The organism is Streptomyces luteireticuli (assembly GCF_041519305.1).
Classification (GTDB): domain Bacteria; phylum Actinomycetota; class Actinomycetes; order Streptomycetales; family Streptomycetaceae; genus Streptomyces; species Streptomyces luteireticuli.
Genome location: NZ_CP167927.1, coordinates 5,051,516 through 5,069,043, shown reverse-complemented (window position 1 = coordinate 5,069,043; position 17,528 = coordinate 5,051,516). Strand labels below are relative to the sequence as shown.

Sequence of the window (17,528 nt, the reverse complement as noted above, 5' to 3'; positions counted from 1 at the left end):
CGTTACGGATGCATCAGCCGTTACGGGTGCTGTCAGCCGGCGAACCAGCGGACGGGGGCCGGGGCGAGGTTCTGGTAGACGTGCTTGCTCTCGCGGTACTCGGCGAGACCCGAGGGCCCGAGCTCACGGCCCACGCCGGACTTGCCGAAGCCGCCCCACTCCGCCTGCGGCAGGTAGGGGTGGAAGTCGTTGATCCACACGGTGCCGTGCCGCAGCCGGCCGGCCACGCGGCGGGCGCGGCCCGCGTCGCGGGTCCACACGGCGCCCGCGAGCCCGTACTCGGTGTCGTTGGCGAGGGCGACGGCCTCGTCCTCGGTGCGGAACGTCTCGACGGTGAGGATCGGCCCGAAGGTCTCCTCCCGGACGACCTTCATGCCGCGGTTGCACCGGTCCAGGACGGTCGGCTCGTAGAAGTAGCCGGTGGCGGGCCGGACTTCGCTCGGCTCGGGGCGGGCGCCGCCGCAGCGCAGCACCGCGCCCTCGGCGAGCGCGGAGGCGACGTACGCCTCCGTCTTCTCCAGCTGCGCGGCGGAGACGAGCGGGCCGCACTCGACGCCGTCCTCCGTGCCGCGGCCGAGCCGGATCCGCTCGGCCCGGCGGGCGAGTTCGGCGACGAAGCGCTCGCGCACCGACTCCTCGACGATGAGGCGCGAACCGGCCGAGCAGACCTGGCCGCTGTGGATGAACGCGGCGTTGAGCGCCTGGTCCACGGCGGTGTCGAAGCCCTCGTCGGTGGCGCAGGCGTCGGCGAAGACGACGTTGGGGTTCTTGCCGCCGAGTTCGAGCGCGACCTTCTTGACGGTCGGCGCGGCGGCGGCCATCACCCGGGTGCCGCTGGTGAACCCGCCGGTGAAGGAGACGAGGTCGACGTGCGGGTGCTCGGAGAGCCGGGCGCCGACGGGGTCGCCGGCACCGGTGACGATGTTGGCCACGCCGGCGGGCAGCCCGGCCTCGACGAGCAGCCGGATCAGCCGGACCGTCGACAGCGGGGTGACCTCACTGGGCTTGATGACGAAGGTGTTGCCCGCGGCGAGCGCCGGGGCGATCTTCCAGCTGGCCTGGAGGAGCGGGTAGTTCCACGGCGTGATCAGCGCGCAGACGCCGACGGGCTCGTGCACGACGACGCTGTGGACGTCGCTGCTGCCCGCGTCGACGACGCGCCCGCCGCCCTCGTTGACGACGAGATCGGCGAAGTACCGGAAGGCGTTGGTGACGTCGTCGACGTCGACCCGCCCCTCCTCCAGCGTCTTGCCGGTGTCGCGGCTCTCGACGAGCGCGATCTCCTCGCGGTCGCGCTGGAGCAGGTCCGCGACGCGGCGCAGCAGCGCGGCCCGCTCGGCGACGGGGGTGTGCGGCCAGGGGCCCTCGCGGAACGCCCTGCGCGCGGCCTCCACCGCCGCGTCGGCGTCCGCGGCGCCGCCCTCGGCGACCACGGCGAGGACCTTGGCATCGGCGGGGTCGAGCACCTCCCGCCGGTCACCGGAGGCGGCGGCCCGCCACACCCCGTCCACGTGGATCGTCTCGACTGCCGACATCGTCTGCCTTTCCTGCCATGCGCGAATGGCCGGGCGCCCAGCGCTCGGCCGTCAACGGGCCGCGCCTAACCGCATTCGAACGACGTATGCCTCATTGGTTGCGGAAAGTGACCTGAATCACGTCCTCCTCTTCTGTGACATGCCGGGACGGGCCGGACAGGGACCGGCGCACGATGACCCGTCCGGGCCGTTGACAATCCCGCGCCCCGTACCGAACGGACGGCGGGGACAGCGGACGCGTCACGCACGGCCGGGAATGCCCGGGCACCTCACGGCATTCACCGATCATGACTGTCGAAGCCGCCAAAGCTGTCGGAGCTGCCGAAACCGCCGGAACCGTCGAATCCGCGAAGCCCGTCCTCGTCATCGGCGGAACCGGCAAGACCGGCCGCAGAGTTGCCGAACTCCTCACCGCGCGGGGCCTGCCGGTCCGCGTCGGCTCGCGCTCCGCGACGCCACCGTTCGTCTGGGACGACCCGGCGACGTGGGACGCCGCACTGGACGGCGTCGGGGCCGTCTACGTCGCGTACTACCCGGACCTCGGAATGCCCGGCGCCGCCGAGGCGGTCGGCGAGTTCGCCCACTTCGCGGTCGGGAAGGGGGCGCGCCGGCTGGTGCTGCTGTCCTCACGGGGCGAGGAGGGCGCCCGGATCACGGAGCGCGCGCTCCAGGACTCCGGCGCGGACTGGACGATCCTGCGCGCGAGTTGGTTCTTCCAGAACTTCAGCGAGGCGTTCTTCCTGGACCCGGTGCTCTCGGGCGAGCTGGTGCTGCCCACCGGCGACGCGACCGAGCCGTTCGTCGACACCCGCGACATCGCCGAGGTCGCGGTCGCCGCCCTCACGGACGCCCGGCACGCGGGACGCGTCCACGAACTCGGCGGCCCGCGCCTGCTGAGCTTCCACGACGTGGCCGCCGAGCTGTCGCGGGCGACCGGCCGGGAGATCCGCTTCACCCCGGTGACGGACGAGGAGTACCGCGCGTATCTCGCGGAGCACGACCAGCCCGCCGAACTCGCCGACCTGCTGGCCCTGGTCGCCGACGGCCGCAACGCCCACCTCGTCGACGGCGTGCGGGAGGTCCTGGGCCGCGCCCCGCGCGACTTCGCGGACTTCGCACGGGAGGAGGCGGCGACGGGCGTGTGGGCGGTCTGACCCCGGCCCCCGACGCGCGCTGCGCGGTGCGCGATTCAGCCGATTGGGCCTGTGCGCGACGCGGTCGGCCCTGCCAGCCTGGATCAGGGGGGCTTACCGCAAGGGAGACCGGATGAAGCGCCGCCGCAGCCGTATCGCAGCCCTGACCGCCCTCGCACTGCTCACCGCGGGCACGGTGGCCGGGGCGGCCGCGGCGGCGCCGGACGAGGATTCCTCGGCGCCCTGTGCGCCCACCACGACGATCAGCGTGTGGCGCGGCCCCGACAAGTCCTTCGTCGCCACCTTCCACGACGGGGACACCGGCGTGGGCGTCAGGATGCGCCGGGAGGGCGGGGTGCGGACGATGGACGTCTGCTTCACCAGCACGACGATTCTCAACGACCGCTGAGCGTCGCCCGCCAGCGGCTGGGGGTCAGCCCCGTCTGCCGCCGGAAGAACGTGGTGAAGTTCGCGGCGTCATCGAAACCGACGCGCTCCGCGCAGCGGGCTACGGGCAGTTCGGTGTGCGCGAGCAGCCGCTTGGCCTCCAGGGCTATCCGCCCGTCGAGGAACTGCTTGGCGCCGAGGCCGGTGGCGGCGCGCGTCGCCCGGGTCAAGGTGCGGACGTCGTAGCCGAGTTCGCCGGCGTAGTCGGTGACATGGTGCCGCTGGGCGAACCGGGCCTCCACCGCTTCCCGGTAGCGGCGGAAGACCGCGTGCTCCCCGGCGCCGCCGGGCGGAGCCGGCTCGCCCGGGAGCACGCACAGCACGAGCGCCGAGAGCAGGTGGGCGCGGACGGGAGCGGGCGCGGAACGGGAATCGGCCAGCAGGTCCGCCGTACGAACGGCCAACGACCATGACTTTTCGTCGAGTTGCCGGCAGACGGGGGCGAAGGAGTCGGCCGCGGGGAGGAACTCGTCCTCGAACAGCACCAGCGGCCCGTCGAGCCGGTCGACGTCCGTCCACCGGTGGACGACACCGGGGCGGATCCAGACGACGCTCCGCTCCCCCAGCTCGTGATCGACGAAGTCGGCCGTGTGCCGCCCGGTGCCCGACCGCACCAGGGCCAGGACGTGGAAGTCGGGACGCTGCGGCCTCGTCCGGCGGCGGGCGCGGTCCATCCGCCGCAGCTCCTCGAAGGAGAGCACCTCGATACCGGCCCCCGCCCCGGGGGCCGGCGCGTAGCGCACCTGCCGGACTCCCGGAAGCTGTCCGTTTTCCACAAGAACTCCCCACCTTTCGACCGGGTTTCCCCCGGTCCACGACCGTAGCGTCTGCGCCATGACGAGGACGACGAAGGAATGCACAAGGCCGACTGTCCATCGGGGCCGGGGGCGACGCGGCCCGGCCCTGGTGTTCGCGCACTACTGGGGAGGGTCGGCGCACACCTGGGACGCGGTCGTCGGCCGGCTGCCGGACGGGCGCGACACGGTCCGCTTCGACCAGCGCGGCTGGGGCGCCTCGCGGACGCTGCCGGGGCCCTACGGCCTCGACCGGCTCGCGGACGACCTCCTCGGCGTCGTCCGGGGGCTCGGCCTCGACAGCTTCGTCCTCGTAGGACACTCCATGGGCGGAAAGGTGAGCCAACTCGCCGCCGCCCGCCGCCCCGAGGGCCTGGCGGGCCTGCTGCTGCTCGCCCCCGCACCGCCGCGCCCCGCTCCGGCCGTGACCGCCGAGTACCAGCGCTTCCTCTCGCACGCCTACGACTCACGGCAGTCCGTGGAGCAGGCGCTCGACCGGGCGCTGACCGCCGCCCCGTTGGAGGGGGCCGTCAGGGAGACGGCGGTACGCGACAGCCTGGCCGCCGACGAGGCGGCCCGCCGGGAGTGGCCGCTGCGCGGCATCGCGGCGGACATCACGACCGTGGCCGGCCGGATCGACGTACCGGTCCTGGTCCTGGCGGGCGAACACGACGCGGTGGAGCCGGAGTCGGTGCTGCGGCAGTGCCTGCTGCCGTACATCCCGCATGCGCGGCTCGATGTCGTTCCCGGCAGCGGGCACTTGCTGCCGCTGGAGGCGCCGGGGGCGGTCGCGGAGGCCGTGGAGGGCTTCGTCGCCGGGCTCGGCGGGGGGACGTGAGGCCGCGCGCGCCCTTTCACCACCGAAGCCCCGTGTTCACGCCTGCGGAAGCCCGGCCCCCCTGGGAACGGGGTCGCCGCGGCGGGCGCGACGGATTCCGATCAGCAACAGGGCGCACGCGAGCGCGAAGAGCGGCCAGGGCGTGAACGGGAGAACCACGGCGTCGACGACGGTCCAGCCCGTCAGTGTCCAGGCGATGAATGCCGGAGGGGTGATGCCGCGGCGGTCCAGCCACAGCACCGTCAGGCCGACCAGGATGAGCGGAATGCCGAAGCTGGCCAGGCTCAGCCAGTACGCGCTGCCCGCCGCGCTCATGTCGGCGAGGTCCTCGCTCCACAGTCCGCCGCTGAACCATGTCCCGGCGTGGCGCGCGGCCTTCTGCACCGTCAGGGCGCCGATCGTGTGCGCGGTTCCGCACAAGGTGATGATCCAGCCGGCCCACTTGAGCATCCGAGCTCTCCGTTCCGATACCGTCGTTTCGATACTCCAGTTCCGTATACTGAGGGCATGACAGCGGGAAGGCAACGGGGCGGACGCCCCCGGGACAGTCGCGTGGATCACAACATCCTGCGGAGCACGCGTGAGTTGATCGACGAAGTCGGCTACCCGGCACTGACCGTCGACCGGGTCGCCGCGCGCGCCGGGGTCGGCAAGGCGGCGATCTACCGCCGCTACGCCTCCAAGGCCGAGATGGCGTTCGTCGCCACCGTGCACGAGCAGCAGCTGGCCCCGATGGTCGACACCGGCTCCCTGCCCGGGGACCTGCTGGCACTGGTCCGCGCGTTCCACGTCCGCATGGCCGCCCCGGCGGCCCGCCAGCTGGCACCGGCCCTGATCGGCGAACTCTCCGTCAACCCCGAACTGAAGACCCGCTTCCAGGACACCTTCCTGGCCACCGAGCAGGCCGCCTTCGCCGAAATCATCGAACGGGCAGTGGTTCGCGGAGAGTTGGACGGGCCGGTCGATCCCGCCATGGCCCACCTGCTGCTGCTCGGCTCCCTGGCGTCCGCCCTGTACATCCTCGACCTGCCCGTGGACGACGCGATGGTCACCGACCTCGCCGCCGCAGCGGCAGCAGGAATCACCGCCCTGGCCGCCCGGCACCACGGCGGCCCCGTCAAGGCATGAAAGGCCAAGGCATGAAAAACGGCCCCGCCCCGGCGCTTGTCGCGCCGGGGCGGGGCCGCTGCCCGTGAGCGGAAGGCTCAGAGAAGGCCGAGGGCGCGGACCGCGTCGCGCTCCTCCGACAGCTCCTGGACGGAGGCGTCGATGCGGGCGCGGGAGAACTCGTTGATCTCCAGGCCCTGGACGATCTCGTACTTGCCGTCCTTGACGGTGACGGGGAAGGACGAGATGAGACCGGCCGGGACGCCGTAGGAGCCGTCCGAGGGGATGCCCATGGAGGTCCAGTCGCCGTCGGCGGTGCCGTTGACCCAGGTGTGGACGTGGTCGATGGCGGCGTTGGCGGCGGAGGCGGCCGAGGAGGCGCCACGGGCCTCGATGATGGCGGCACCGCGCTTGGCGACGGTCGGGATGAACTCGTCGGCCAGCCAGGCCTGGTCGTTCACGGCCTCGGCGGCGTTCTTGCCGGCGACCTCGGCGTGGAAGATGTCCGGGTACTGGGTGGCGGAGTGGTTGCCCCAGATCGTCAGACGCTTGATGTCGGAGACCGCGACGCCCGTCTTCTTCGCGAGCTGCGAGATCGCGCGGTTGTGGTCGAGGCGGGTCATCGCGGTGAAGCGCTCGGCCGGGACGTCGGGAGCGGCGGCCTGGGCGATCAGGGCGTTGGTGTTGGCCGGGTTGCCGACGACCAGGACCTTGATGTCGTCCGCGGCGTGGTCGTTGATGGCCTTGCCCTGCGGCTTGAAGATGCCGCCGTTGGCCTCCAGGAGGTCGCCGCGCTCCATGCCCTTGGTGCGGGGGCGGGCGCCGACGAGCAGCGCGACGTTGGCGCCGTCGAAGGCCACGTTCGGGTCGTCGGTGATCTCGATGCCGCGCAGCAGCGGGAACGCGCAGTCGTCGAGCTCCATCGCCGTGCCCTCGGCGGCCTTGAGACCCTGCGGGATCTCCAGGAGGCGCAGCTTGACCGGCACGTCGGCGCCGAGGAGGTGACCGGAGGCGATGCGGAAGAGCAGCGCGTAGCCGATCTGACCGGCCGCGCCGGTAACGGTGACATTGACGGGAGTGCGGGTCATGGCGATCTCCTGCTGCGAACTGGCGGTGGGTGTCCCTGCCCCTGTTGTCCGGACCTCTCTTGGTATCGAGAGATCCGGGCGTCAGGCTATCCGACGGCGCCCGTCGCGCGGCACCGAACCCATGTGGGACGCCTCACCTGGGGCTATGGCGCCTCCACGGAGGTCCGCGGGACGGTGCAGCCCTGCTCCCCGGAACTCAGCACGGCACACGCGGTGGCCTCGCCGGGGGCGGAGACGGCGACCATGGTGCTGTGGCCGTCCGTGCCGCGCTCCACGCGGCCGGCCCCGCTGTGCCGGTCGGTGCTGACGCGCAGGATGCCGCCCGGGGTGCCCTGGGTCATCCGCGCCCAGGCCGCCTTGCAGGTGTCGCTGTAGCGGACCTCCAGATAGGAGGTGCCGACGGTGGCCGACCCGGCCGTCGTCGCGTGCTGTCCGCCGCACCCCATGATCTCCGGGTCCTTGCCGGTGCAGTCGCCGCCGGTGCAGCCGACCCCCACCGGCAGGGCCGCCGCCGGGCTGCCCGCCGGGGGCACGGCGGCCAGCGGCGCGGGCGTCCTCGCGCCGGTCGGCCCGCTGCCGAGCAGCAGCACGGCGGAGACGGTGACGAGCAGGGTGCCGAGGACGCCGGCGGTGAACAGCAGGACGGTGTGGCGGCGCCGGGCCGGCCGGCGGGCGGCAGGGCGTTCCATCGGGATGGCCTTCGCCCGGACGTCGACGTCGCCGTCCGTACGCGCGGGGGCGGGAGCGGGCGGAGGCGGGGACGGGGAGGGGGACGGGGGTGCGGCGACCCCCTCCGCCCCGAGCGCGACCGCGGCCCGCCCCTCCAACCGGGTGGGTTCCGGCGCGGCCGTGACGCCCAGCGCGGCCTTCGCCTCGGCGACCCGGACGGCCTCCATCGTCACGTCGTGCCGCAGCTCCGACCGGCTCCAGGCGCGCTCGGCCAGCTCCCAGAGCGTGCCCAGGTGCCCCACGTCCGTGCCCGTCGCCTCGGCGAGCGCCTCGGCGGCGCCGCGCGGCGGCAGCAGCCGGCCGTTGAGATAGCGCTCCCACGACGTCTTGCTGTAGCCGGTGCGGTCCGCGACCGCGCCGATCCCCAGCCCGCTGCGCTCCACGATCCTGCGCAACTGTTCGGCGAACTCCCGCACCTGCGGATCGAGTTCCTCCGGCAACGCTCTCCAACGAGGCATGGCCCCTCCCCCATCGTCCCCCTGCGTACCGGTGTTACCCAGGGGATGCCCCGAATCTGCGCGCCGGTTCCCGATCGGTGGGCGCATCGGGGCGTTCAGGGTTGATCAAGGCCGCCGGGCGCACGCCCCTGCGGCGCTCGGTCACCCGTCCGCGCCGGTGGCGACCGCCGGCCGGGGCGGATCCCGATCGCGACAGTCGCCGTCCTTTGACAGCGGCCGTCTCCTGGCACAGGACCGTGACGCCACGGGTGATCTCGTATCGGAACTGTCAGTTCCGCGTCACAACTCCCGCCCCGACCTTGATCACGAGGCGGCCGGTCACGATCCTCTTCGGGGAGCGGGCGGCCTGTCCCCCCACGGGGGTGGAGGACAGGCCACCCGCTCCTTCCCACCCCTTACCGTGATGCGGCCGCCGCGGCCCACCCTGTCCCACGACCGCCGCACCGCACGCACCGTCCCCGCAGGTCGGTGCGCGGGACGTCCCGTGATGACCCAAGTGGGCGCAGCGCCTTGGCAGTTGGACCCGCGACGGGTCAGAGTCTGTGCTGTGGGCCGGAGGCTGCGGTCCGGGGGCTGCGGTCCGGGGGAAAAGCACCGCGGCCCGTCCTCCCGCGGGGGAGAGGACGGGCCGCGGGCCGCCAAGGGCGCATGCGGACGGCCTAGTTGACCGTGAACTAGTTGACCGTGAAGTGGAGCACGTCGTCCAGGAACGGGATCTTCAGCCAGGCGTGCGGCTGGGCCATCAGCGCCAGCAGCAGGATCGCCAGCCCCAGCCCGCCGTACGTGAACATGTCGGTGAACCGCGAGCGGACGGCCAGCATGCCCACCGAGGGCAGCGTCCAGCGCAGCACCGCGCCGCCGATCAGCGCGATGCCGATCAGCATCGTCCCGATCCGGAAGCCGTCCAGGGCGACGATCAGCAGCCCCAGACCCGTCAGCCCCAGCACCGCGAGCAGCGGCCACTGCCGCGCGGGGGCCGGGGCGCCCCCGGGCGCGGCCCGCCCGCCGCCCTCGGGGCGGGCGGTGTCACGGGTGAGCTGGGGGAAGCGACGGGAGGTACGCGGCTTCCCGGCGCCGCCCGGCTTCTTCGCCGCTCCACCGCCCGGCTTCTTCGCCGCTCCGTCGCCCGACGGGCCCGGCCCGCCGCCCGCGCCGTCCGACGCCCCGGACGCGCCGGGCCGGTCCCGCTCAGCCCTCATCGGCGGTGCGCCCCGCGGCCTGCTCGGCGGCCTCCACCACGTTCACCAGCAGCATGGCGCGGGTCATCGGGCCGACGCCGCCCGGGTTCGGGGAGATCCACGCGGCGACCTCGGCGACCCCCGGGTCCACATCGCCCATGATCTTGCCCTCGCCGTCCCGGCTGACGCCGACGTCCAGCACGGCGGCGCCCGGCTTGACGTCCTCGGGCTTGATCAGGTGCCCCACGCCGGCGGCGGCGACGATGATGTCGGCCTTGCGCAGCTGCGCGGAGAGGTCACGGGTGCCGGTGTGGCAGAGGGTGACCGTGGCGTTCTCGGAACGGCGGGTCAGCAGCAGGCCGATCGAGCGGCCGACGGTGATGCCCCGGCCGACGACGACCACATGGGCGCCGTTGATCTCCACCTTGTGGCGGCGCAGCAGCTCGATGATGCCGTTCGGGGTGCAGGGCAGCGGGCCGGGCTCGTTGAGGACGAGGCGGCCGAGGCTCATCGGGTGGAGGCCGTCGGCGTCCTTGGCCGGATCCATCAGCTCCAGCACCCGGTTGGTGTCGATGCCCTTGGGGAGCGGGAGTTGGACGATGTAGCCGGTGCAGTCGGGGTTGTCGTTGAGCTCGCGGACGACCGCCTCGATCTCCTCCTGGGTGGCGGTGGCCGGCAGCTCGCGCTGGATGGAGCCGATGCCGACCTGGGCGCAGTCCCGGTGCTTGCCCGCGACGTACCACTTGCTGCCGGGGTCGTCGCCGACGAGGACGGTGCCCAGGCCCGGGGTGATGCCCTTGGCCTTCAGCGCTTCCACGCGGGTGGTGAGTTCGGACTTGATCGCGGCGGCGGTGGCCTTGCCATCGAGAATCTGGGCGGTCATGGCTCCATCTTCCTGGATCCGGCGGCGTCCCCTTCGTCCGGGAGGTACGCCGCCCTGTGTTCGCTCGGTCTGCGTGATCACGTTTACGGTGCGATCACGGTCGCGCGGCACTTGAACAACGCAGAGGGTATCGGCTGGACAAAAGTCAATACCGCTACCACGATGAATCGCAGTGCCGCGGGTGGTTACGGGGGGCGAGCCGCTCAGCATGATCCTCCGGGATGTCCGCGTCCGTCCCCGCACGACCGATCACGGAGGAACGTCCCGACCATGAGCTTCGGCGACCAGAACAACCCGTACGGCCAGCCGCCGCAGGCCCAGGGCTACGGCTACCCGCAGCAGGGTGGCCAGCCCTACGCCGCGTACCCGCAGCAGGGCGGCTACAACGGCATGCCGCCGGTGCCCGCCGAAATGCCCGGCCTGACGAAGGCCGCCCGCGTCTTCATGTGGGTCATAGCGGTGTGCCACATCGGCATCGCCGCGATCTACGGCGTGGCGATCTCCGCCGTCGACGACGCCGTCAACAAGAGCGAGCACAGCGAGGACGTGCAGAAGTTCGCCGACTTCGGCAAGGGCATCATCGGCTTCTTCGTGATCCTCGCCGCCGTCTTCGCGGTGATCGGCATCATCCTGGCGCTGCGCTTCGCCGCGGGCGGCAACGGCGTCCGGGTCGGCTCGATCGTCTACGCGTCCTTCGGCATCATCAGCGGCATCTTCAACATCGGTGCGTGGGGCCTGGGTCTGGTCGTCTTCATCCTGGCGATCCTGACCATCGTCTTCTGCGCCAAGCGCCCGACCGCCGAGTGGTTCCAGCGGCCGCGCTACTGAACCCGGTTCCGCCCGCCCGGAGGCCGCATCCCCGCAAAGGGGGTGCGGCCTCCGGCCGTTGTGGCACCCGTCAGTGGAAGAAGTGGCGCGTACCCGTGAAGTACATCGTCACCCCGGCCGCCTTCGCGGCCTCCACCACCTGCTCGTCGCGGACCGAACCACCGGGCTGCACGACGGCCTTGACGCCCGCGGCGGTCAGCACCTCCAGCCCGTCCGGGAACGGGAAGAACGCGTCGGAGGCGGCGTACGAACCGCGCGCCCGCTCCTCCCCCGCCCGCTGGACGGCCAGCTTCGCGGAGTCGACGCGGTTGACCTGGCCCATGCCGACGCCGACCGTGGCACCGTCCTTGGCGAGCAGGATCGCGTTGGACTTCACCGCACGGCACGCCTTCCAGGCGAAGGCCAGCTCGGCGAGCTCGTCCGCGGACAGCGCCTCGCCCGTGGCCAGCGTCCAGTTGGCCGCGTCGTCGCCCTCGGCCTGGAGCCGGTCCTTGGCCTGGATCAGGACGCCGCCCTCGATCGCCCGGGACTCGCCGTGCGCCGCCGGGGCCTCCGCGCAGCGCAGCACGCGGATGTTCTTCTTGCGGGCCAGCACCTCGACGGCGCCGTCCTCGTAGCCCGGGGCGACGACGACCTCGGTGAAGATCTCGGCGACCTGCTCGGCCATCGCCACGGACACCGGGCGGTTGACGGCGATGACGCCGCCGAAGGCCGACAGCGGGTCGCAGGCGTGCGCCTTGCGGTGCGCCTCGGCGACGTCCGAACCGACGGCGATGCCGCACGGGTTGGCGTGCTTGATGATCGCGACGCAGGGGTCGGCGTGGTCGTACGCGGCGCGGCGGGCGGCGTCGGTGTCCACGTAGTTGTTGTACGACATCTCCTTGCCGTGCAACTGCTCGGCGTAGGCGAGGCCGTGGCCCGTGCCGTCGGTGAAGAGGGCGGCGGGCTGGTGGGGGTTCTCGCCGTAGCGCAGGACCTGCTTGCGCTCGTAGGAGACGCCGATGAAGTCGGGCCACGGGCCCTCGTCGGCCCCATAGCCCTCCGCGAACCAGTTGGCGACGGCCACGTCGTACGCCGCCGTGTGCTGGAACGCCTGCGCGGCCAGCCGCTTGCGGGCGGCCAGTTCGAAGCCGCCGTCGGCGACGGCCTTCAGCACCTCGCCGTACGCGGCGGGGCTGACGACCACGGCGACCGACGGGTGGTTCTTGGCGGCGGCGCGGACCATCGAGGGGCCGCCGATGTCGATCTGCTCGACGCACTCGTCGGGCGAGGCGCCCGAGGCGACGGTCTCGCGGAACGGGTAGAGGTTGACGACCACCAGCTCGAAGGGGCGCACGCCCAGCTCGTCGAGCTGCGCGCGGTGGGCGTCGATCCGCTGGTCGGCCAGGATCCCGGCGTGCACGCGCGGGTGCAGGGTCTTGACCCGCCCGTCCAGGCACTCGGGGAAGCCGGTGAGCTCCTCGACCGGGGTGACCGGCACCCCGGCGGCCGCGATCCGGGCGGCCGTCGAACCGGTGGAGACGAGCTCGACGCCCGCCGCGTGCAGCCCGCGGGCGAGCTCCTCCAGCCCCGTCTTGTCGTAGACGCTGATGAGCGCCCGGCGGATGGGCCGCTTCATGGCCTCAGCGGTCGTACCTGCGGCGGTACCTTCGGCGGTCACGAGATCCGTACCTTTCGTCCCTCAATGCGGTAGCCGTGCCGGGCCAGACGCCCCACGACCTCGACGAGCAGCGAGCGCTCGACTTCCTTGATCCGCTCGTGCAGAGCGGTCTCGTCGTCCTCGTCCCGGACCTCGACCACGCCCTGGGCGATGATCGGGCCGGTGTCGACGCCCTCGTCGACGAAGTGGACGGTGCACCCGGTGACCCGCACGCCGTACGCGAGGGCGTCGCGCACTCCGTGGGCACCGGGAAAACTGGGCAGCAGGGCGGGGTGCGTATTGACCGTCCGCCCACCGAACCGCGCGAGGAAGTGCTTCCCCAGGATCTTCATAAAGCCCGCCGAGACCACCAGGTCCGGCTCGTACGCCGCGGTCGCCTCCGCCAGGGCCGCGTCCCACGCGTCGCGCGAGGCGAAGTCCTGCACGCGGCGGACGAAGACGGGCAGCCCGGCGCGCTCGGCGCGCTCCAGCCCGGCGATCCCCTCGCGGTCGGCCCCGACGGCCACGACGCGGGCCCCGTAGCCGTCCGGGTCGGCGGCGATCGCGTCCAGCAGGGCCTGCAGGTTCGTCCCCGAGCCGGAGACGAGCACGACGATGCGGGCGGGACGGGCGGGGACGGCCACGACGGGGCCCTTTCTGATCTCTGCTGAATTCTCACGGAGAGCGCGGTTTGTAGGGTCGTACAAGAATCCGGGTACGCCGAATACGGGGGACCCTACGAAGCCGCCGACCGCCAGCAACGATACCGGCACACCCGTCGGCCCCCGCGGGACGGGGGCACACACGGGAGGTAGCGTCTGGGCCGGGGCACCCCCGGGCCCTCCGCACGGGCGGACGCGTCGGGGACGGGCCCCGGAAACCGGTCGCGCGGCCGTAGGCTCGAAGGACGCGACGACGCGACACAGACCGATCAGGGGAAGACACACTCCACATGCCGGACCGACGCCGCCCCGCGGTTCACCGCCCCCCGCTGCCCGCCGCGTCCGCTGCCGGCCTCCCTGCGACCAGCCTCGCGCGGTCCTCGGACCAGGACCGGCAGGACAACCCGTTCGCCCCGCCGCCGGAGGGCCGGCCCGACGAGCCCTGGCGGCCGCGCGCCCCCCGGAACCAGGGAAGCCAGGGGAACCCGGAGGACGAGGGCGGCGGGAACGGCGGGCAGCAGCCGCCCGCCCCGCCCGCCTGGGGCAGCCAGTGGAGCAGCCGCCAGCCCGGCCGCCACGACGGCGGCTTCGGCGGCCCGCCCGGCGGCGGCCAGGACCCCTCCAACGGCCCCGGCGCGGGCGGCCCGCGCTGGGACCCCTCCGACCCGGCCCAGCGCCGCGCGCGCTACGCCGTGCTCGCGGGCCTGTGGGGATTCTTCTTCGCCCTGTTCAGCCTGCCCGAGGTGGCCCTGCTGCTGGGCGCCCTGTCGGTGTACTGGGGCGTCAGCGCGCTGCGCGCCAGGAACGCCCGGCGCACCGGCGACGGGGGCGCGCCCGCACCGCAGCCGGGCGGCTTCCGGCCGCAGACGACGGCCGCGGTCAGCGGTCTGGTGATGGGCGGGCTGGCCCTGCTGATCGTGGTCTCCACCTACGGCTTCCAGCTGGTCTACCGGGACTACTACACCTGCGTCGACGACGCCCTGACCCAGCAGTCCCGCCAGGCCTGCGAGACCCATCTGCCCAAGCAGCTCCGGCCGCTGCTGGGCGCGCAGGACTGACGGCGGCGACGCCCGGGTTCACCGGTCCTCGAACAGCCGCTCCGGGTCGCGGGGTTCGAAGTCGGCCATGAGGCCGCCGCCGGAGTCCTTGAGGGCGGCCCAGCGGGCCCGGCGGACCCCGGTGTCGTGCCAGTCGGGCGCGTCCGCGACGCCGGAGGCGGGGTCCGGGACCGGGGGCATCGGCGCCTTGCGGGCCTTCCGGGCCTGCCTGGCCTCGCGCCGGGCGGTGCGCGCCGCCTCGCGCCGGGCCGCGCGGTCCGCCGCCCGGGCGGCCCGCGAACCGCGGCGCCGGTGCCGGCGCGGCGGTTCGGCCTTGCCGTCGGCGCCCAGGACGGTGCCGTTCACCGGCAGCAGGGGAAGGCTCTCCGGCGCGTACTCCGGCCCGTACTCGGGCAGGTGCGGGAGACCGTCCCCGTCCGTCTCCGGCTCCGGCCCGTGCGGCCGCTGCGCCGGGACGACCTCGGTACCGCGGTCCCCGCCCACCGCGAAGCCCAGCCAGCCGGCCACCGCCCGCCACCAGCGGGGCGCCTGCCGGGGACGGGCCCGACGGCGCCGTTCGGGGACGTCCAGCCCCAGGACGAAGCCGGTCCGCCGCCACCAGGACCTGCGCTTCTCCGGCGCCTCGGCCGGTCGCGGCGCCTTGCGGAAGTGACGGACGATCAGCGCGCCCGGGACCCCGACCACCGCCGTCCAGACCAGACACGCGAGGCCCGCGAAGCGGGAGGGCGGGCCGAAGCGGGCCAGGGTGGCGTTGCCCAGCGGCCCTCCGGCGGCTGCGGCGAGCACGGTGACCAGCACGGCCGAGGCGACCGCGGCCAGGAAGGCAATGGCCATGGCCTCGCACCGGCCGACGGTCGCCGGACGGCGCGGCACGGCCGCGGAGGCGACCGCCACCCCCGCCCCGGCCACCACCGCGGCACACCCCGCCAGCCCCAGCGGACCGGCCTCCCCGGGGCCGGGCAGCGCGGCGAGCAGCGGGAAGCGGGGCAGCAGGGGCAGCGGGTGCCCCAGGTCGCCGAGCACGGGCAGGGCCACGGGGGCGAGGACGCCGCCCGCACCGGCGACGAAGCCCGCCCCGAGCCCGTACGCCGCCGTCCAGACCACCGCGTTGGGCAGCAGCGCGATGCTCAGCAGCACCACGGCGGTCCGCCCCGACCAGCCCGCGGCCAGCTGGGCCACGGCCTCCTGGGCGGCGCCCCCGCCCCGCGCCAGCTCCACCGCGAGCAGCAGTGCCGCGCCGCCGAACAGCACGCCCGTACCGGCCGCGGTGGCCCGGGCGACCGCCAGGACATGGGGGTAGGTGAACCACTCCCGCATCCGTCGCGGGACGACCCCCAGCACCCGCCGGACGCGCGGCGGCGGGGTCCAGGGGGGACAGCCGGACGCCATCCAGACCCCGGCGGCCGCGGGGACGGCGGCGACGAGCGGCAGGTGCAGCAGGGCGCTCAGCGGGTCGACGCGCACCGGGCCGGAGGAGGCGTAGAGCACGGCCGCGAGGCTCACCAGCAGATATCCGCCGAGCAGGGCGGTGAAGGCGGTGCGCGGCGGGAGCGGGGGGCGGGGCGGACCGGCGGGGGCCGGGGGCGGCGGGGGCCCGGCCGCCTCGAGGTCCTCGATCGGCTCGTCGCCGGCCTCGACGTCCACGATGCCCTCGGCGTACTCGGCGTCCTCGTCGCAGTCCTCGTCGCAGTCGGGGGCCGGGGCCTGGCGGGCGGCGCGGTGCACCAGCACGCAGGGGACCACGGTGAAGAGCAGCGGCGTCAGGCCCACCGGGGCGGGGGTGCCGGAGAGGGTCTCGGTGCGCACCAGCTCGGCGCCGTGCGCGAGCAGCCAGAGGCCGGTGGCGATGTGCAGGGCTCCGGCGGGGCCGCTGTCGGGATAGGGCGACACGATCCACAGCGCCAGGACGAGCGTGGCGAACGCGCCCAGTCCCAGGCCGGCGGCGAGCGCGCCGCCGAAGAACGCCCGGCCCGTGCCCGGCGTACCGCGGGCCGCGAAGCGGAGGTACGAGGGCAACGAGGTACCGCTGTGGGCATATTGGGTCACAAGGGCCATGCTGCCAACAACGCGCCTTTCGGGCGGGTAGCGACAAATGACCGTCGTGTCGTGTTCAGAGCGGCAATCGGGTGGTGTACGCGACGGGCCGCGGAACGGCGGAGGGCCCGCACCCCGTGGGGTGCGGGCCCTCGATGCCACGGCGGTACCGCCCGGACGGCGGCACCTTCAGGCGTCTGCCCGGGCGTCCGCTCAGGCGCCGAGCGCGGCGCGGGCGAGGCGGGCGGTCTCGGACGGGGTCTTGCCGACCTTCACACCCGCGGCCTCCAGGGCCTCCTTCTTGGCCTGCGCGGTGCCGGACGAACCGGACACGATCGCACCGGCGTGGCCCATCGTCTTGCCCTCGGGCGCGGTGAAGCCGGCCACGTAGCCGACGACCGGCTTGGTGACGTTGGCCTTGATGAAGTCCGCGGCCCGCTCCTCGGCGTCGCCGCCGATCTCACCGATCATCACGATGAGGTCGGTGTCGGGGTCGGCCTCGAAGGCGGCCAGCGCGTCGATGTGCGTGGTGCCGATGACCGGGTCGCCACCGATGCCGACGGCCGAGGAGAAGCCGATGTCACGGAGCTCGTACATCATCTGGTAGGTCAGCGTGCCCGACTTGGACACCAGACCGATGCGGCCGGGCTTGGTGATGTCGCCCGGGATGATGCCGGCGTTGGACTGGCCCGGGGTGATCAGACCGGGGCAGTTGGGGCCGATGATGCGGGTCTTGTTGCCCTTGGCCTTGGCGTAGGCCCAGAAGGCGGCCGAGTCGTGGACGGCGATGCCCTCGGTGATGACGACGGCCAGGCCGATGCCCGCGTCGATCGCCTCGACGACCGCGGCCTTGGCGAAGGCCGGCGGGACGAAGACGACGGTGACGTCGGCGCCGGTCTCCTTCATCGCGTCGGCGACCGAGCCGAAGACGGGGACGGCGGTGCCGTCGAAGTCGACGGAGGTGCCGGCCTTGCGCGGGTTGACGCCACCGACGATGTTGGTGCCGTCACCCAGCATGAGCTTGGTGTGCTTCATGCCCGTGGCACCGGTCATGCCCTGGACGATGACCTTGCTGTCCTTGGTGAGGAAGATAGCCATGGTGTGCTGTGACCTCGTC

17 protein-coding genes are annotated in these 17,528 nt (G+C 73.5%); 6 read left to right on the top strand and 11 right to left on the bottom strand.

Annotated elements, in window-relative coordinates; genetic code table 11:
* Nucleotides 1–32: 32 nt before the first annotated feature.
* On the bottom strand, nt 33–1,535 hold the full coding sequence (locus AB8735_RS22720; RefSeq protein WP_344027393.1) for an aldehyde dehydrogenase family protein: 1,503 nt from the start codon (nt 1,533–1,535) through the stop codon (nt 33–35).
* Between the two features lie 287 nt (nt 1,536–1,822).
* Between AB8735_RS22720 and AB8735_RS22715 the strand changes: the two genes are divergently transcribed.
* Entirely contained in the window at nt 1,823–2,689 is an 867-nt protein-coding gene (locus tag AB8735_RS22715; RefSeq protein ID WP_372409004.1) for an NmrA family NAD(P)-binding protein, read from the top strand.
* 112 nt (nt 2,690–2,801) lie between these two features.
* On the top strand, nt 2,802–3,077 hold the full coding sequence (locus tag AB8735_RS22710) for a hypothetical protein (RefSeq protein WP_344027389.1): 276 nt from the start codon (nt 2,802–2,804) through the stop codon (nt 3,075–3,077).
* On the opposite strand, the gene AB8735_RS22705 is transcribed toward AB8735_RS22710, so the two are convergent.
* Complete coding sequence (locus AB8735_RS22705) at nt 3,064–3,858, bottom strand: helix-turn-helix domain-containing protein (RefSeq protein WP_372409003.1); 795 nt, start codon at nt 3,856–3,858, stop codon at nt 3,064–3,066. The genes AB8735_RS22710 and AB8735_RS22705 overlap by 14 nt on opposite strands.
* A gap of 91 nt (nt 3,859–3,949) precedes the next feature.
* Between AB8735_RS22705 and AB8735_RS22700 the strand changes: the two genes are divergently transcribed.
* Nucleotides 3,950–4,747, top strand: coding sequence for an alpha/beta fold hydrolase (locus tag AB8735_RS22700; protein ID WP_372409001.1), 798 nt, complete (start codon nt 3,950–3,952; stop codon nt 4,745–4,747).
* Nucleotides 4,748–4,783: 36 nt separating this feature from the next.
* On the opposite strand, the gene AB8735_RS22695 is transcribed toward AB8735_RS22700, so the two are convergent.
* Nucleotides 4,784–5,197, bottom strand: coding sequence for a DUF6463 family protein (locus AB8735_RS22695; protein ID WP_372408999.1), 414 nt, complete (start codon nt 5,195–5,197; stop codon nt 4,784–4,786).
* 102 nt (nt 5,198–5,299) lie between these two features.
* Here AB8735_RS22695 and AB8735_RS22690 point away from each other — a divergent pair, with 102 nt between their 5' ends.
* The gene (locus AB8735_RS22690) at nt 5,300–5,875 is read left to right on the top strand and encodes a TetR/AcrR family transcriptional regulator (RefSeq protein ID WP_372408997.1); all 576 of its coding nucleotides are present in this window, start codon (nt 5,300–5,302) and stop codon (nt 5,873–5,875) included.
* Between the two features lie 77 nt (nt 5,876–5,952).
* Here the strand turns inward: AB8735_RS22690 and AB8735_RS22685 are convergent, their stop codons facing one another.
* From AB8735_RS22685 to AB8735_RS22670, 4 genes are all read right to left on the bottom strand, one after another.
* A complete protein-coding gene (locus AB8735_RS22685) occupies nt 5,953–6,942 on the bottom strand; it encodes a malate dehydrogenase (RefSeq protein ID WP_344027379.1) in 990 nt (329 codons plus the stop codon).
* Between the two features lie 143 nt (nt 6,943–7,085).
* The gene (locus AB8735_RS22680) at nt 7,086–8,129 is read right to left on the bottom strand and encodes a helix-turn-helix domain-containing protein (RefSeq protein ID WP_344027377.1); all 1,044 of its coding nucleotides are present in this window, start codon (nt 8,127–8,129) and stop codon (nt 7,086–7,088) included.
* 674 nt (nt 8,130–8,803) lie between these two features.
* Entirely contained in the window at nt 8,804–9,328 is a 525-nt protein-coding gene (locus AB8735_RS22675; protein WP_344027375.1) for a DUF3017 domain-containing protein, read from the bottom strand.
* A complete protein-coding gene (locus AB8735_RS22670; RefSeq protein ID WP_344027373.1) occupies nt 9,318–10,190 on the bottom strand; it encodes a bifunctional methylenetetrahydrofolate dehydrogenase/methenyltetrahydrofolate cyclohydrolase in 873 nt (290 codons plus the stop codon). Before AB8735_RS22670 ends, AB8735_RS22675 begins: the two co-directional genes overlap by 11 nt.
* Nucleotides 10,191–10,460: 270 nt before the next feature.
* On the opposite strand from AB8735_RS22670, the gene AB8735_RS22665 reads away from it, so the two are divergent.
* Nucleotides 10,461–11,018, top strand: coding sequence for a hypothetical protein (locus AB8735_RS22665; RefSeq protein ID WP_344027371.1), 558 nt, complete (start codon nt 10,461–10,463; stop codon nt 11,016–11,018).
* 70 nt (nt 11,019–11,088) lie between these two features.
* Here the strand turns inward: AB8735_RS22665 and purH are convergent, their stop codons facing one another.
* Both purH and purN read right to left on the bottom strand, forming a co-directional pair.
* The gene (purH, locus tag AB8735_RS22660) at nt 11,089–12,636 is read right to left on the bottom strand and encodes a bifunctional phosphoribosylaminoimidazolecarboxamide formyltransferase/IMP cyclohydrolase (protein ID WP_344027469.1); all 1,548 of its coding nucleotides are present in this window, start codon (nt 12,634–12,636) and stop codon (nt 11,089–11,091) included.
* 38 nt (nt 12,637–12,674) lie between these two features.
* Entirely contained in the window at nt 12,675–13,301 is a 627-nt protein-coding gene (gene purN, locus AB8735_RS22655) for a phosphoribosylglycinamide formyltransferase (RefSeq protein ID WP_372408995.1), read from the bottom strand.
* Between the two features lie 308 nt (nt 13,302–13,609).
* On the opposite strand from purN, the gene AB8735_RS22650 reads away from it, so the two are divergent.
* Nucleotides 13,610–14,377: a hypothetical protein gene (locus AB8735_RS22650; RefSeq protein ID WP_372408994.1), complete on the top strand. Its 768-nt coding sequence runs from the start codon at nt 13,610–13,612 to the stop codon at nt 14,375–14,377.
* An 18-nt stretch (nt 14,378–14,395) separates the two neighbouring features.
* On the opposite strand, the gene AB8735_RS22645 is transcribed toward AB8735_RS22650, so the two are convergent.
* Both AB8735_RS22645 and sucD read right to left on the bottom strand, forming a co-directional pair.
* Nucleotides 14,396–16,432 (bottom strand): DUF6350 family protein, encoded by a 2,037-nt coding sequence (locus AB8735_RS22645; protein ID WP_372408991.1) that lies wholly within the window; start codon nt 16,430–16,432, stop codon nt 14,396–14,398.
* A 192-nt stretch (nt 16,433–16,624) separates the two neighbouring features.
* Nucleotides 16,625–17,509 carry a succinate--CoA ligase subunit alpha gene (gene sucD / locus AB8735_RS22640; RefSeq protein ID WP_344027365.1) on the bottom strand — a complete coding sequence of 295 codons (885 nt, stop codon included), beginning with the start codon at nt 17,507–17,509 and terminating at the stop codon, nt 16,625–16,627.
* Nucleotides 17,510–17,528 lie beyond the last annotated feature (19 nt).

What these genes read in the sequence shown, in the direction of transcription:
- AB8735_RS22645 (WP_372408991.1), bottom strand. Translation starts at nt 16,432, where the DNA reads ATGGCCCTTGTGACCCAATATGCCCACAGCGGTACCTCGTTGCCCTCG.
- AB8735_RS22675 (WP_344027375.1), bottom strand. Translation starts at nt 9,328, where the DNA reads ATGAGGGCTGAGCGGGACCGGCCCGGCGCGTCCGGGGCGTCGGACGGC.
- AB8735_RS22670 (WP_344027373.1), bottom strand. Translation starts at nt 10,190, where the DNA reads ATGACCGCCCAGATTCTCGATGGCAAGGCCACCGCCGCCGCGATCAAG.
- AB8735_RS22720 (WP_344027393.1), bottom strand. Translation starts at nt 1,535, where the DNA reads ATGTCGGCAGTCGAGACGATCCACGTGGACGGGGTGTGGCGGGCCGCC.
- AB8735_RS22650 (WP_372408994.1), top strand. Translation starts at nt 13,610, where the DNA reads ATGCCGGACCGACGCCGCCCCGCGGTTCACCGCCCCCCGCTGCCCGCC.
- AB8735_RS22685 (WP_344027379.1), bottom strand. Translation starts at nt 6,942, where the DNA reads ATGACCCGCACTCCCGTCAATGTCACCGTTACCGGCGCGGCCGGTCAG.
- purH (WP_344027469.1), bottom strand. Translation starts at nt 12,636, where the DNA reads ATGAAGCGGCCCATCCGCCGGGCGCTCATCAGCGTCTACGACAAGACG.
- AB8735_RS22715 (WP_372409004.1), top strand. Translation starts at nt 1,823, where the DNA reads ATGACTGTCGAAGCCGCCAAAGCTGTCGGAGCTGCCGAAACCGCCGGA.
- AB8735_RS22695 (WP_372408999.1), bottom strand. Translation starts at nt 5,197, where the DNA reads ATGCTCAAGTGGGCCGGCTGGATCATCACCTTGTGCGGAACCGCGCAC.
- AB8735_RS22665 (WP_344027371.1), top strand. Translation starts at nt 10,461, where the DNA reads ATGAGCTTCGGCGACCAGAACAACCCGTACGGCCAGCCGCCGCAGGCC.
- AB8735_RS22710 (WP_344027389.1), top strand. Translation starts at nt 2,802, where the DNA reads ATGAAGCGCCGCCGCAGCCGTATCGCAGCCCTGACCGCCCTCGCACTG.
- sucD (WP_344027365.1), bottom strand. Translation starts at nt 17,509, where the DNA reads ATGGCTATCTTCCTCACCAAGGACAGCAAGGTCATCGTCCAGGGCATG.
- AB8735_RS22700 (WP_372409001.1), top strand. Translation starts at nt 3,950, where the DNA reads ATGACGAGGACGACGAAGGAATGCACAAGGCCGACTGTCCATCGGGGC.
- AB8735_RS22680 (WP_344027377.1), bottom strand. Translation starts at nt 8,129, where the DNA reads ATGCCTCGTTGGAGAGCGTTGCCGGAGGAACTCGATCCGCAGGTGCGG.